This is a genomic window from Actinomyces sp. oral taxon 897 (assembly GCF_002999235.1).
GTDB lineage: Bacteria > Actinomycetota > Actinomycetes > Actinomycetales > Actinomycetaceae > Actinomyces.
The window spans coordinates 2179025-2193088 of record NZ_CP027236.1 but is presented as its reverse complement, the minus strand read 5'-3'; the positions used below and the strand labels follow the sequence as shown (position 1 = coordinate 2193088).

Here is a 14064-nt window from a genome sequence, read left to right as displayed (position 1 = left end):
GTTGGCCGCCCGGCCGCCCAGCTGCGGGCTGGCCAACCGCGGGCCACCTAAGTGCGACCCGGCCCTCAGCGGGGCAGCATGACGCTCATTCCCAGGGCGAAGGGGAACCCGGGGCGCAGGACGCACTGGGCGACGGGACGGGCCATGGAGGCCAGGGCGACGCCGTCGAGCATCTCGTCAGCAGGGCCGGACAGGGAGCCGGGGGCCAGGATGCGCTGGTAGGGGACCTCGAGGTCCAGGAACGTCATCCCGTCGCGGCGTACCGCCTTCCGCCAGGTCCTCGTCCTCATCTCCATGAGCGTGCCCAGGTGGAAGTGCATGACCTGGTTCTCGTCCAGCTCGCTGGGGACGCTCAGGAGGTGGTGGGCCTCAGGATCCTCCGGGGCCCGCAGGGTGAACAGGAGGATCGCCCCGTCGCGGGCGGCCCGCAGCATGAGGCGCCCCAGGTACACCGTGAAGGCGTGCTCGTTGAGGCTGGTGGCCATGACCTCCTGCACGCTCAGGGAGCGCGAGAGGGGCACGAGCGCGCCCGCCCCGGCGTCCTTGACCGCCCGCCTGCCGGTGGGGGTGGCGGCGTGCAGGCGCAGGGAGCCGTCGTTCTCCAGGGTGGCGACCTCCACCTTCTCCTGCCAGCGGCCTGAGCTCGCGGGGCCGTCCTGGGTGCGCAGGAGGCCCATGCCCAGGACGTCGGTGAGATCCGTGCCCGGCCGGTGCCAGGTGATCGTGGTGCCCTCGTGCCACAGGGGGACGACGCCGTTGAACGGTAGGCCAAAGCGCACGGTCTCAGTCATGGGGCCAAGCCTACGGGGCGGTCCCCGGCAGCGGCCGGGGGCGCGCGGTGGGACGACGGGCGTGGGAGCAGCCGGAAGCGGGCGTGGTCGGCCCGGATGTGGTCGGCCTGGGCGCGGACGGAGCTGCTCCTGGTGGCCGGGTGCCTGGAAGGAGATCGCTTGCACCGTCGTGCCGTACGGGTTATACTGACTCTCGACTGATTCCCAGTAAGCCTCACCGTGTTTGTGAGTGCTGAATGCTCCACCGGTTCGCCGGTCTGACTGCCTGGTCCTGAGGGGCCAGGCAGTTATAATTTTGTGACTACCTCGTCCGTCATGGATGTGATCTAATAGTGTCCATGGCTGCAATGCGTATCCGTGTCGGCGTGGACGTCGGGACACACTCTGTCGGCTGCTGCGCGATCGCAGTCGATCCGGCAGGAGCCCCGGTAAGGATCCTGTCCGCACTGTCCCTGATCCATGACGCCGGTATCGGTGAGGACGGCAAGGAGAAGGCCACCAGCCGACGTGAGCTTGCGGGCGTCGCCCGGCGTGCGCGGCGTCTGCTCCGTCGTCGTCGCAAGCGCCTGCAGCAGCTTGACACCCTTCTGGTCAGGCTCGGGTACCCGATCGTGGATTTTGCCGAGCAAAAGGATCCTTACCTGGTGTGGCGGGTGCGCGCCCAGCTGGTGCAGGAGGTGTTTCCTGAGAAGACCCGCAGGTATGCGATCTCAATGGCTCTGCGGCATATTGCGCGGCACCGGGGCTGGCGTAACCCCTACGCCAGAACGGAGTCGCTGCTGGCTCCCGCTCCCGAGTCAGACTTTATGAGGGCGATGCGTAAGCGGGTAATGAATACTACCGGTGAGGTTCTGGACGAGGGGTTCACGCCGGGGCAGGCGATGGCCGTCGTGGCCCTGAATAATAGGGTCGCTATGAGGGGCCCTGATGGCGTCCTGGGGAAGTTGCACCAGACAGATAATGCAAACGAGATCAGGAGGATCTGCAAGACGCAGGGAGTGTCCGAGCAGGAGTGCAGGGAGCTCATTCTGGCTGTCTTCGCCTCCGAGTCCCCGCGAGGATCGAGCAGGAGCAGGGTTGCCAGCGACCCTCTGCCTGGGCAAGGCGATTTCCTGCGGGCACCGAAGTGTGATCCTGAGTTCCAGCGCTTCAGGGTCATCTCGATCGTGGCGAATCTCAGGATCGCGGGACGAGACGGGGCGCAGCGCCCTCTGCTGCCTCGCGAGCGTAAGAAGGTTGTGACTTTCCTGCTTGAGTCCATGTCGGAGGATCTGGCGTGGGGGGACGTTGCTGAGCGACTCGGTGTCCGACGCCAGAACCTGCGCGGGACGGCTTCAATGACAGCCGATGGTGAGCGAGCCAGTGCGCAGCCCCCGGTGGACGTCACCAATCAGGTCATGGGCAGCTGCCGTATTAAGCCGCTCAGACTGTGGTGGGCGGATGCGGACGCGGAGCGCCGTGGTGCCATGGTCCGCTACCTCTACGAGGGTGCTGACGACTCGGAGTGCGCGGAGTTCCTGGGGAGCCTGTCAGAGGAGGAGCAGGGAAAGCTGGACTCCATCCACCTGCCAGCTGGGCGCGCCGCCTACTCGCGTGAGTCCCTGGCACTCCTCAGCGAGCAGATGCTGGCCACCGACGACGACCTGCATGCGGCCCGTAAGCACGTCTTTCACGTGGACGACTCCTGGAAGCCGCCCGCGGAACCTGTGGGCGCCCCAGTGGGCAATCCCTCCGTGGACCGCACGGTCAAGGCGGTGGCACGTTTCCTCAACGGTGTCGCGGACGTCTGGGGAACTCCTGAGGCTATCCAGATCGAGCATGTACGCGCAGGCTTCTCAAGCGAGCGGACCGCCAGGGAGCTTGACCACGACAATAATCGCCGGTTCCGGCAGAACCAAACGGCTGTGGACGATATCAAGAAGGCGTACGGTATCCAGGGCGAGGTCCGCCACAGCGACGTCGTGCGATACACTGCCGTAATGGTTCAGGACAGTGTGTGCGTCTACTGCGGCGGTACTATCGGGTATCTGACGTGCCAGCTCGACCACATTGTCCCGCAGGCAGGGCCCGGTTCCAACAACCGTCGCGAGAACCTCGTCGCAGTGTGCGAGCGGTGTAACCGCAGCAAGTCGAACACCCCGTTCGCCACGTGGGCCCAGGACTGCGGTATCTCGGGTGTCAGCGTAGAGGAGGCCGTGGCCCGGGTGAGGCGTTGGAGGAATATCCAGGACGGTCGCGCGCAGTCTGCACAGCTGCGAAGACTTCAGAAGAACGTGATCGCACGATTGCGTCGCACCGATGAGGATCCAGAAATTGACGCACGAAGTATGGAGTCAGTGGCCTGGATGGCTAATGAGCTCCATCACCGGGTGCAGTCAGCGTATCCGTCGGCAGAGGTCGCCGTGTACCGCGGGTCGTTGACGGCCGGGGCCAGGCGTGCGGCAGGAATTGACTCGCGCGTCAACCTGCTGGGGGAGCGCGGGAAGAAGGACCGGCTTGATCGCAGGCATCATGCCGTGGATGCGGCCGTCATTGCGCTAATGAACCCCAGTGTTGCCAAGACCTTGGCTGAGCGGTCCAGCCAACGCTGGGCGCAGCGGCTGTCCGGTCAGGAGGAGACCTGGAAGTCCTTCACCGGCGCAACCCCTGGTGCGCGGGACAGGTTTGACTCCTGGCGTGACCATATGCTCCGGCTTACCGAGTTGCTCAATGCGGCACTGGCAGAAGATCGTGTCTGTGTCACAGAGAACCTACGGCTCCGACTCGGTAGCGGGAACGCCCACCATGAAATTGTACGTCCTCTGGCTCGACACCGTCTGGGAGACGGGCTGACTGCCGTGCAGGTTGATCGGGCATCCTCGCCAGCTCTGTGGTGCGCACTGACGCGGCAGCCCGATTTTACTCCCCGGGGAGGTCTGCCCCCATCGGAGAACCGTGTTATCAAGGTCCACGGGAGGCGGGTGACCGCCGACGACAATATCACGGTCTTCTCACAGAAACCGGGTGACGACGCGGCTGAGAAGCCGTTTGCGGCGATCGCAGTCCGAGGAGGATTCGCTACGATTGGTTTGACGATCCACCATGCACGTCTCTACCGGATCGAGGGGAGAAAGCCCGTCTATGCCATGCTGCGGGTCTTTAGCCACGACCTTCTTCCGTACCGTCGTGACGACTTGTTCTCAGTGCCCCTGGCTCTCCAGACTATCAGCGTCAGGTGTGCTTGGCCCAAGCTGAGGGCGGCCTTGGCTGAGGAGGCTGCTACCTACCTCGGCTGGGTGGTCGTGGGCGACGAGCTCGAGGTTCCCATGGAGAGTTTTACAGGCGGATACATCGGTGGGTTCCGCAAGGAGTTCCCTAATATTACACGATGGAGGATCAGGGGGTTTGAGAGCGCTACTGTCGTCAAGTTGCGTCCTAACGTGCTCGCGGCAGAAGGTCTTACCGAGTCCGTTGGTGACGTTGCGAAAATAGTGGGAAGAGGGTGGCGGATGTCCGTCAACGTTCTCTTCTCCACCCACCCTACGGTAGTCAGGCGTGATGCGTTGGGACGTGTCCGCCACTCCAGTGCAGCCGGTCTGCCGACCACCTGGACGGTTAGGTAGGTCGTTCTGATGGATACAGCTTGGCGTATTATTGACTGCTCCTCTGGCTGGAATTAAACAAGATCGGTGTGTGGTGGTGTGGTTGGGAGGTGCTCGAGGTCGTAGTCGAAGGTGCGGTTGGTGATGTAGGTGGTGAAGGCCGTGAAGGTTTTCTCCGGGGTGTCGCGTTGGAGGTTGGCGATGTTGTTCTTGGCGGCGTTCCACACGTGTTCCGTGGGGTTGTGGTCGGGGGCGTAGGGTGGCAGGTAGATGGGTGTTATGCGTTCCAGGGCCTGGCCGGGGGCGTAGAGGTCGGTCAGGGCCCTGGCGTGGTGGAACCTGGCGTTGTCCAGGACGACGGCGATCTTCTTTCCCTCATCGGTCTCTCGTTGGAGGCGTTCCATCATGAGGATGGTCTGCTCGGTGTTCTGGTTTCCCTCGATGGGGTAGATCCTCATCTTCCTGGTCGTCAGGCTCAGTGCTCCGAAGAACGACTGGCTCGCCTTCTCGCGGTCCACGTACAGTTTTGTCCTCCTTCCTCTGGGGAGCCACATGCGTCTTGTCTCGGCCTCGTGCTCGACGCGGACCTCGTCGACGGTGTAGACCTCCCAGCCCTCCTGGAGCAGGTCGTTGACCTGGTGCCGGATCTCGGTCATCCGCCTGGTGATGGCCTCCTCGTCGCGGCGCTTGTCGAAGGGGTCTGGGAGCTTGAAGCTCATTCCCAGGAAGCGCATGAGCAGCCGGTAGGAGGAGTCCGACCTGTACTCGACTCCGAATCTTATCTGCACGACGTCCCTGAGGGCCGGGACGTCCCAGAAGGCGGCCTTGACTCCCGACTCCGATGGTGGCTTACTGAGAATCTCCTCCAGCTCCTCCTTCTGTGCCCTCCTGAGCTTCGCCGCGTTCTCGTTGCCAGCATGCCCGGTCACCACGGATCCCAGCCTGTATCTCCGCCATTCCGAGAGCCACTCGCGTACCGTCTTCTCGGTCCGCTCGACCATCTCCGCGATAATGTCCAGGCCGACGCCACGGGCGGCGTACACAATCGCCTCCGCCTTCATCCGAACCAGCTTGTGGGTGTCCGAGCGCTTCTTCCACCTGATGAGGATGTCCCGCTCCTCGTTCGTCATGTCGATCTGCACGAGACAATCCTACACGAGATACTCCGAAGACGTCAACCAGGAACCCCGCAGAAGCCACCCCAGAATACCATTTTGTTTAATTCCGGCCATCACTGGACGGTCAGCTCACCTCGGAACGAGGGGCCGTCCTGGTGCACCCCAGTGCTGGGGAGCAGGTACGGGTACCGGTAGCCGATGTGGCGGTGTTCCTTGTCGGCCCTCACACGGCCTTCTCCTCCGCGGTGTTGCACCGACTTCTTGGGGCGGACGTGGTGGTGATGTTCTGCGACTGGCGCGGGGTACCTGAAGGAGCAGCGTACCCGTGGCACGAGCACACTCGGATTGGTGCGCGACAACTGGCCCAGTCCCAGTTGTCCCTGCCGCGGAGGAAGAATGCGTGGGGTAGGATCGTCAAGGCCAAGGTCCTGGGGCAGGCGGCGGTACTGAGCGGCGTGGACGCGAGTGCCTCCGAGCGGTTGCGGGAGATGGCCCGAAAGGTCCGTTCTGGCGACCCGGAGAACATTGAGGCCCATGCGGCCCGTCTGTACTGGTCGAGGATGTTCCCTGACGAGGGTCGGTTCTTTCGGGAGCCTGATGCCGAGGATAATAGGAATAGCTGCCTCAACTACGGGTACGGTGTCCTGAGGGCACACGGTATACGTGCGGTGGTGAGCGCCGGGCTCAGCCCCGCTATCGGCCTGTTCCATCGTGGTCGTAGCAATGCCTTCAATCTCGTTGACGATCTTATTGAGCCTTTTCGTCCTGTCGTAGACGATACCGTTCTATCTCTTGCTCCGGATGACTCTCTTGAGAATCGAAGCGTCAAGCAGAAGCTTGTGGCGACCGTGCAGCAGGCGTTCGATTCCACGGGCTCCACGCTTCCCACCGTCCTCGAACGTCTGGCTCAGCATCTGGGGCAGTACTGTGAAGGTGATCGTGACCGTTTAGATGTTCCTTCGTGGGCTGGACCTCAGAAGGTTTCTAATGGCAGATGACCCGATGTGGTCCATTGTCATGTTCGATCTTCCGGTCCTGACTGCGAAGCAACGTCGTGAGGCCAACCAGTTTCGGCACCTTCTTCTTGACGAGGGATTTTGGATGGCGCAGTACAGTGTGTACGTGAGGTACTCTCCGACCATGTCCGGCGAGGTTCGCAGAATCCGGGCCATCAAGGCTGCGCTGCCAGACGGCGGCGAGGTTAGAGTGCTCTATGTCACAGATCGCGAGTGGTCGACCATGCTCTGTTTTCGCGAGGAGGCTCCTCTTGCCCCGGATCCCGCACCCCAGCAGCTCACGATTTTCTAGTCACGGAGAACTGCGTATGCGCAGGTCAGAACCCCCTGGCAGGCTCATGAGGAGTCTACCAGGGGGACTGAGGACTGATTCCCAGCTGTTCGGCCGTAACCTGGTGGCGTACCTGGAGTCTACCAGGGGGACTGAGGACTGATTCCCAGCCGGATCATCAACGGAAGCCTCGACCTGGGGAGTCTACCAGGGGGACTGAGGACTGATTCCCAGCTGTGCTGGCTCCTCAAGGCCGGCGTGCAGGAGTCTACCAGGGGGACTGAGGACTGATTCCCAGCTGGAGCGGACGAGGGCGGTGATGGCGTCGGAGTCTACCAGGGGGACTGAGGACTGATTCCCAGCACCGTCTCCATCGACAGGATCGCGATAGGGAGTCTACCAGGGGGATTGAGGACTGATTCCCAGCGGCCTGAGCCAGAGGCCCCGCCACCGCCGGAGTCTACCAGGGGGACTGAGGACTGATTCCCAGCACCAGGTGGCGTTCGGCCTCGGGCAGGAGGAGTCTACCAGGGGGACTGAGGACTGATTCCCAGCAGGCGTCGGTCTCCCCGAGGCCACCGGCGGAGTCTACCAGGGGGACTGAGGACTGATTCCCAGCCCGAACGGGCGTGCGGGCAGCAGTATGAGGAGTCTACCAGGGGGACTGAGGACTGATTCCCAGCGTGTACCCGTCATGGTCGGTCACCGTGAGGAGTCTACCAGGGGGACTGAGGACTGATTCCCAGCCCCGCCCCAGTGGAGTCCGACGCCCTCGGGAGTCTACCAGGGGGACTGAGGACTGATTCCCAGCAGGTCGATGGCGGTGCGGAGCCTGTCGAGGAGTCTACCAGGGGGACTGCCCAGCTTGTCAGGATGAGGAAGGCGGAGATACGCTCAATTCGCGCAAGATGAGCATAGTGCGCAGAGCGTGTGCGCCACCGGTTGGCAGGAGGTCTGATGACTACAGCGGCGGAGAGCAGGACCTATCTGCCCGAGGAGGAGGTTGCTGGGCGGTTCGGTGAGATCGTGGAGATGCTGTCCTCGCACGGGGCGTCCGCGCACCTGGTGGCTGGTGGTGAGACGATCGAGCTGAGCCAGTCCATGGCAGACCTTCTGGTCCAGGTCGCTCGGGCGATGCGTCAGGGGCTCGCGGTGACGATCGCCCCGCACGGCACCCGGCTGACGACGCAGGAGGCGGCCGACATGCTCGGCATCTCCCGCTCTACCCTGGTCAGGATGCTGGAGGCGGGGGAGATTCCCTTCGAGAGAGTCCGTCGGCACCGTCGGCTCTGTCTGTCTGACGTGCTTGAGTTTCAGCGGCGCCAGCGGCGTGCAGCGGACGAGGCGCTGGGTGACATGGTGGCGGATACGCAGGCTATGGGAGGGTATGACGACGATCCTGCACGACTGCGTGAGGTGCTTGCGGCTGTGCGCTCAGAGGGCTGACGACAATGTTCTCTGTAATGCTTGACGCCTGCGTGCTGGTACCCAGTACCTTGCGTGATGTATTGCTCGAGATCGGTACCACACAGGCTTTCAGGCCGTTGTGGAGCGAGATGATTGAGGAGGAGATGGAGCGGGCGGTCCTCCGTCTGCGTGACGAGCGTGGTCGCGATCAGGAGGAGTTGCGCGGTTATGTCACCCGGCTCCGACGTCAGATGAACGAGGCACTTCCTGACGCGCGGGTACGAGGGTGGGAGGGCGCTCTGCAGTTTGTCCCGCGAATGCGTGACGCAAATGATGGTCACGTTGTCGCAGCGGCCCTCGTCGGGCGGACGGACGTGATTGTTACTTTCAATCTCAAGGATTTCGAGGATGAACGTCTTCCGGGTGCTCTTTTCTCGCAATCTCCGGACGACTTCCTGATCGATCTTGTCGGGCTGTATCCGCGTCTTGTCCTCGACGCCCTTGACACTATTGTGGCAAGAACGGGGCGGAAGGGTCCCAGGTGGAGTGTGGACGATCTTCTTGAGAGGCTTGAAGTCGAGGGCTTGCATGGGTTCGTCACAATGGTGAGGTACGAGAGAGGCGTGTATCGGTAGCGCACAGACTGCAAGGGTTCTTGCAGATCTCAGTAGTTCTTGCGTCGGCCCTCCTCCTGACCCGGACATATCCGCATGATTCCGTGGGCCCTGTGTCAGCCTCCTACAAGAACTCGTGCAACCTGCAAGAAGTGGTGCTGTCTGCAAGAACTCGTGTCCGGGATGCTCGCCCTGCTGTCCCGCCTCCGGCCTCGACCTGGGCCCCGGTCCAGGGCCCGCTGGTTAAGCTGCCAGAAGACTACGGAGGTGGGGGCATCCTGCTTGTTGCCCCAGGGGCAGGGGCGCTCGGCCTGGACTGCCCCCGGTCCGGCCCGGATCCTGCCGTAGGCGGCGCTAGCAGACAGGCCGATGCCGGCCCCGCCTATCTCAGGCCCCGCCCGGCTCGGGGTCCCTACCTACTCCAGACTCCTAACCCGCCCCTCCCGCCGTCCTGCCTGGCCCTTACCTGCCCCAGTGCTCGCCCGGCCCCGCCCAGGCCCTTCCCGCTGCGGCCCCTACCAGGCGTCCAGTATGTGGCTGGTGTGTCCCGTCCTGGTACGTGGTGTAGTCTCGTGCCCGTGAGCAGCACCAGCGGCCTGATTACCAGCCGGCGCGCGATGTAGACCGTCGCCCCGGCACTGCCCGCGCGCCCTCTGGACCACCGGTTCGGGGGGCGTTTTCGTTGCCTCTGCACCACCGAAAACACAGGAGTCACCAGTGGCCCACCCGTCCCGACCAGCCGTGCCCACCGACCCGGACGCCGCCCGACAGGAGCGCAGCGCCCGCATCGCGGTCACGGTCTTCCCGCTCATTATGCTCGCGGCCTTCCTCGCCGCGTTCTTCTGGCCCGCCACCTTCGTGCCTCTGGCCGGTTACATGACGCCGCTGCTGGCCGTCACCATGCTGGGCATGGGCATGACCCTGTCCGTCCCCGACTTCACCATGATCGTCCGCCACCCCGGGCCGGTCGTGCTGGGTGTGTGCAGCCAGTACGCCATTATGCCGCTGGTGGGCTGGGGCGTGGCGAGTCTGCTGCCGCTGCCCGACGAGCTCAAGGTCGGCATTATCCTCATTGGCTGCGTCCCCGGCGGGACGACGTCGAACGTGTGCACCTTCCTGGCCAAGGGAAACACCGCCCTGAGCGTGTCCATGACCGCCTTCTCCACCATGCTCGCACCGGTTGTCACCCCGGCGCTGACCCTGTGGCTGGCAGGGACCTACATGGAGGTGCCCGCCGGGCAGATGGCGCTGTCCATTGTCCAGATCGTGCTCCTGCCGGTCGGCTTCGGGCTGGCGTGCAACGTGTTCCTCCACCGCCAGGTCGCCCGCATCCAGCCCGCCATGCCGTGGGTCTCGGTGGTCGCGATCGCCGGGGTGGTCGCCGCCGTGGCGGCCAAGAGCCAGGCGCTCATTGCCACCGCTGGGTTCCTCATGTTCGCGGCCATCGCCCTGGAGAACGCCGTCGGGTACGCGCTCGGCTACGCCGCCGCCCGGGCCTTCGGCGTCTCACGCGCCGACCGGCGCACCATCTCCATCGAGGTGGGGCTCCAGAACGCCGGGCTCGGCTCCACCCTGGCCGCCCACTACCTCAGCGCGGCAGTGGCCGCCCCCTGCGCGGTGGCTACCTTCTGGCACACGATCAGCGGCTCCCTGCTGGCCATGTACTGGCGTCTGCGCGGCTTCCCCGCGGGCGAGGACCCGCAGGCCCCCGTCCGCCGGCTGTGGGAGCGGAAAGGGCGCGACGCCGCCCTGGAGCCCGCGGGCGCCGAGGCCTGAGGCACTCGCCCCAGGGCGGTCGTCAGGAGCCAGCCCGTGGCGTAGCGGGGCCTTGAGGCACTCGCCCCGGGGCGGGTCTGCTAGGTGCGTGCAGCCGGTACGCCACCGGTCCCGCCCTGGGGCGGAGGCCCGCAACGCCTGCGGATCCACCTTCCCGCCCTGCCACCACGACCCGCCCCGGCTCAGCGTCCACCGCGCAGGAGGATCCGGAGCACCTCCGGGGCCGAGTAGCGGCGCGGCTGGGAGCCGGGGTTGACGGTCTCCAGGACGCCGAGGTCGACCAGCTGACCCACCAGGCTGTTGGCGCGCCCGTAGGACAGGCCCAGCTCCCTCTGGACCTGGCGCACGGTGAAGGACGGGTTGGCCACGGCGAGGTCCACCAGGTCTGGCGCGCGTGCCGAGCGCAGCGAGGAGGCCCGGACCCGGTCCCGCAGGGCCCCCTGCACCTCCACCAGTGCCAGCATCTGCTCCCTGGTGGCGGTGGCGGCGTCGGCCAGGCCGTGTGCGAAGAAGGACAGGAAGGAGTCCCAGTCACCGTCGGTGCTCACCCCCAGGAGCGCGTCGTAGTACTCGGTGCGGCGGGCCTCGAACCAGGGGGAGACCGTCAGGGTGGGCTCGGAGAGCAGCCCGGTGCGCATGAGCGTGAGCACAATGAGGTAGCGTCCGAGCCGTCCGTTGCCGTCCCGGAAGGGGTGGAGCGTCTCGAACTGGTAGTGCACCATCCCGGCCACGACGACGGGGTCTATACGTCCGTGGTGGTCCGTCCCCAGCCAGTCCAGGAGGGCCGTCACCCCGGCACGCAGCTGGTCCCCCGGTGGTACCGGGACGAACCTGCTGGCCTCGACCGGTGTGACCTCGGGCCCGGCGACGTCGCGGCGGCCGACGACCACCTGCCCCTGGCGCAGCCGTCCGGACTCCCCCTCCAGCGGCGTGGCGCGCATGAGGCGGACCTGGAGGTCCTCAATGAGTCCCAGGGTCAGAGGGCGCCCCTCGCCTATCCAGTCGAAGCCCAGCTGGGCCATGCTGACGTAGTTGAGGATCTCAGTCATCTGGGCGGAGGTGGGGGCGTCGGCGTCGGCCGTGAGCACCTCCTCCAGCGGGGCGTAGGTCCCCTCCAGCGCGGAGGTGGACTGGGCCTCCCGACGCAGTGAGGGCGTCCGCAGCAGGTAGGGGTTGGGCAGGCGCCGCGCCGTGGCGTCCAGGGCCGCCAGCGCCCGCCCGGCTGCCGCGACGGCCCGGTAGGTAGAGCCCGCCAGCACCGGCTCGTCAGGTCCCAGGGGGACCGGTACGAAGGCGTGGTGGCGCCAGTCGCCCAGGTACGGGTCCGACCCGGTGATCTCGACCAGCTCCCCCATAGCCGGGTTCCTGAACATGCTCACATCCACCATGTCATACTAACGGCCCTTGTCTGACATGGGTAAGATCAGCTTTTCACACAACGGGCACTTGTGTGAAAAGTAGTCGGTGGGCATGTCACACATGTGCCATGAGGCGGGAGGTGGGCCGTCCTGCTTGGTGGTCCCGCGCTCGGCCCTCCGCCCGGCCGCCCCGCTTGGGGACTGCGCTCGCGGGCGGTCTCCCTGCTGCCTGACCCCGCGCCCGGGGCGCCCCGGCGCGGTTGGCCGGGGTGAGGGCACCCGTGTGGGCCCCGACCCTGCCCGGCCCGCCCCGCTTACCGCTGCTGGGCCCGGTGCCTGCGCCGCTCGGCCTTGCGGTGGCGCTGCCAGCGCTGGACGGGGCGTTCCGTCAGCGCCAGCAGGGCCAGGACCTCCAGCGCCAGGCCCGCGATGGAGACCAGGGTCGCGTGACGCACCCCCAGGGTGGTGATGTGCCCGGCCGTGGTCAGGGCCGACAGGGTCAGGACCGTCAGCAGCGCGGTGCGGGACCTGGGGTGCCCGACCCAGGAGGCCCAGGCCAGGACGGCCAGGAGGGTCGTCATAAAGCTGCTCAGGCCTATGACCACCCAGTAGGCGACCGCCTCGGGGTCGGCCACGCCCTCGTCACGCAGGGCCTGCGCGGTCAGGAGGATGGTGGAGTCGCTGAGCAGGCGCACCGCGTCAGCCAGCACCGCCAGCCCCACCAGGGCCAGGCCGACCAGCAGCCCGCCGGGGCGCTGCCGGCTGGCCCGGGCGTCCAGGGCGCGGGCGCGGGCCAGGTCCACGGAGCGGACGTCGTCCACGACGACGTCGTGCAGGTTCAGCACGTAGAGGTCGCCGTCGGTCTCAATACGGTCGCCCCCGCCGTTCCTGTCGTGGTAGGCGGTGAAGAAGTCCGGCCACACCTCGGTGGAGGCCTCCTGGCTGGCCCACATGACGTCGTCGACCACGTAGTTGCGCTCAATGTCGATGTTCGCGTCGATCTTGTGGGTGACCTGGCCGGTCAGGGTGCTCAGGCCCACAGAGCGGTCGTAGGTGGCGCCCCCGAGCCAGTCCACGACGCGGCCCCCGGGCAGGACCCACCCGGCAGGGGTGTGCCAGAAGCGCACGTGGTGGCGCTGGGCGGGGTTGCCCTCCACCTCCTTCTGGTAGGCGAAGTCCTGACCCCGCCCGAACAGGGTGAGTGTGGAGACCGGGGCCGCCGGGTAGGAGCGGCGTGTCAGGGAGGAGACGACGATCCTCCAGGAGGAGGCGGGCGTGATGGGGTCGGCGCGCGCCCAGCCGGCGCGCGTCATGGCCTCGTGGATGTCGTCCTCGTCCCCCAGGACGGCCAGGTTGACCGGGTCCCCCAGGACGCCGTCGGTGGTGCGGGTGCGGCCGATGAAGTAGTCGGGCACGTACAGCCAGGTGAGGACCTGGTGGAGGCGGGGGATGGCCAGGTAGGCCAGGAGCACCCAGAACAGGACGAGTGCCAGGACGGACCAGGGGGACACGTGCCAGCCCGCACCGATGACGGCCCACGCCAGCCACACGGTGGCCAGGGCGGCCACGGCGAAGAAGACGGCGTCCACGACGTCGTCCAGGCCCCAGGAGCGGGCGCGCGCCTCGGAGAGCTTGTCGTCGTGCGAGCGGTAGGTGGGTGCCGTGGTGGGGCGCGGCCGGGTCGCCACAGGGTCACTCATGTCGCCACCGTAGCGGGGAGCCCGCCTCGGGGCGGCACGCTCCGACCCGCACGCCCGGGCCCGCCTGCGCCGTCGTGGGGAGCCCGCCTCGGGGCGGCACGCTCCCTGCTAGTTGCGGGCGGCGTCGAGCAGCGTCTGGGCCAGGACGGGGTCGGCCCTGCGGTCGGACTGCCGGGTGACGGCCAGCCCGGAGGCGGTGCAGGCGTAGGTTGCCACGCTGGTGCGGCTGGACACGCTCCCGGTGGACAGCCCCAGGGAGCCCAGGCCGTCGCAGCTGGCGACGGCGCGGATGTCGCGTGTCACGCTGCCTCTGGTGCCCGGGTGGCTCGGGACCCGGGCACTCCGGACCCGGGCCCGGGACCCGGGTGGCCCCGGACCCCGGGTCCGAGGCCACACGCGGACGCTTCCCCGCCACACCAGTGGAACCCGGAC

At 66.3% G+C, this 14064-nt stretch carries 11 protein-coding genes and 1 CRISPR repeat array; of the genes, 6 read left to right on the top strand and 5 right to left on the bottom strand.

Going from position 1 to position 14064, the window contains the following annotated elements:
* Positions 1-65 precede the first annotated feature (65 nt).
* Positions 66-791, bottom strand: a complete 726-nt coding sequence (locus tag C3V41_RS08775) for a hypothetical protein (protein WP_254423547.1) — start codon at positions 789-791, stop codon at positions 66-68.
* 338 nt (positions 792-1129) lie between these two features.
* On the opposite strand from C3V41_RS08775, the gene cas9 reads away from it, so the two are divergent.
* The gene (gene cas9, locus C3V41_RS08770) at positions 1130-4393 is read left to right on the top strand and encodes a type II CRISPR RNA-guided endonuclease Cas9 (protein WP_106110768.1); all 3264 of its coding nucleotides are present in this window, start codon (positions 1130-1132) and stop codon (positions 4391-4393) included.
* Positions 4394-4446: 53 nt separating this feature from the next.
* Here cas9 and C3V41_RS08765 read toward each other — a convergent pair whose 3' ends face one another.
* A complete protein-coding gene (locus C3V41_RS08765) occupies positions 4447-5514 on the bottom strand; it encodes an IS630 family transposase (protein WP_106109952.1) in 1068 nt (355 codons plus the stop codon).
* Positions 5515-5645: 131 nt separating this feature from the next.
* Here C3V41_RS08765 and cas1 point away from each other — a divergent pair, with 131 nt between their 5' ends.
* From cas1 to C3V41_RS08740, 5 genes are all read left to right on the top strand, one after another.
* Positions 5646-6488, top strand: coding sequence for a type II CRISPR-associated endonuclease Cas1 (gene cas1, locus C3V41_RS08760; RefSeq protein WP_368033256.1), 843 nt, complete (start codon positions 5646-5648; stop codon positions 6486-6488).
* Complete coding sequence (gene cas2 / locus C3V41_RS08755) at positions 6478-6798, top strand: CRISPR-associated endonuclease Cas2 (RefSeq protein WP_106109950.1); 321 nt, start codon at positions 6478-6480, stop codon at positions 6796-6798. Before cas1 ends, cas2 begins: the two co-directional genes overlap by 11 nt.
* 50 nt (positions 6799-6848) lie before the next feature.
* Positions 6849-7588: a CRISPR direct-repeat array (repeat unit 36 nt; unit sequence GGAGTCTACCAGGGGGACTGAGGACTGATTCCCAGC).
* Between the two features lie 146 nt (positions 7589-7734).
* A complete protein-coding gene (locus C3V41_RS08750) occupies positions 7735-8223 on the top strand; it encodes a helix-turn-helix domain-containing protein (RefSeq protein WP_106109949.1) in 489 nt (162 codons plus the stop codon).
* Positions 8224-8228: 5 nt separating this feature from the next.
* A complete protein-coding gene (locus C3V41_RS08745) occupies positions 8229-8819 on the top strand; it encodes a PIN domain-containing protein (RefSeq protein ID WP_106109948.1) in 591 nt (196 codons plus the stop codon).
* Between the two features lie 696 nt (positions 8820-9515).
* Positions 9516-10574 (top strand): bile acid:sodium symporter family protein, encoded by a 1059-nt coding sequence (locus tag C3V41_RS08740; RefSeq protein WP_254423546.1) that lies wholly within the window; start codon positions 9516-9518, stop codon positions 10572-10574.
* Positions 10575-10756: 182 nt separating this feature from the next.
* Here C3V41_RS08740 and C3V41_RS08735 read toward each other — a convergent pair whose 3' ends face one another.
* From C3V41_RS08735 to C3V41_RS08725, 3 genes are all read right to left on the bottom strand, one after another.
* Positions 10757-11947 (bottom strand): Fic family protein, encoded by a 1191-nt coding sequence (locus C3V41_RS08735; protein ID WP_246742246.1) that lies wholly within the window; start codon positions 11945-11947, stop codon positions 10757-10759.
* Positions 11948-12246: 299 nt separating this feature from the next.
* Complete coding sequence (locus tag C3V41_RS08730; protein ID WP_106109946.1) at positions 12247-13632, bottom strand: LssY C-terminal domain-containing protein; 1386 nt, start codon at positions 13630-13632, stop codon at positions 12247-12249.
* Between the two features lie 108 nt (positions 13633-13740).
* On the bottom strand, positions 13741-13935 hold the full coding sequence (locus tag C3V41_RS08725) for a hypothetical protein (protein WP_174714768.1): 195 nt from the start codon (positions 13933-13935) through the stop codon (positions 13741-13743).
* Positions 13936-14064 lie beyond the last annotated feature (129 nt).

Excerpts from the sequence above, each read along its gene's own strand:
- C3V41_RS08775 (WP_254423547.1), bottom strand. The coding sequence starts at position 791 with ATGACTGAGACCGTGCGCTTTGGCCTACCGTTCAACGGCGTCGTCCCC.
- cas9 (WP_106110768.1), top strand. The coding sequence starts at position 1,130 with ATGGCTGCAATGCGTATCCGTGTCGGCGTGGACGTCGGGACACACTCT.
- cas2 (WP_106109950.1), top strand. The coding sequence starts at position 6,478 with ATGGCAGATGACCCGATGTGGTCCATTGTCATGTTCGATCTTCCGGTC.
- C3V41_RS08750 (WP_106109949.1), top strand. The coding sequence starts at position 7,735 with ATGACTACAGCGGCGGAGAGCAGGACCTATCTGCCCGAGGAGGAGGTT.
- C3V41_RS08745 (WP_106109948.1), top strand. The coding sequence starts at position 8,229 with ATGTTCTCTGTAATGCTTGACGCCTGCGTGCTGGTACCCAGTACCTTG.
- C3V41_RS08735 (WP_246742246.1), bottom strand. The coding sequence starts at position 11,947 with ATGTTCAGGAACCCGGCTATGGGGGAGCTGGTCGAGATCACCGGGTCG.
- C3V41_RS08730 (WP_106109946.1), bottom strand. The coding sequence starts at position 13,632 with ATGAGTGACCCTGTGGCGACCCGGCCGCGCCCCACCACGGCACCCACC.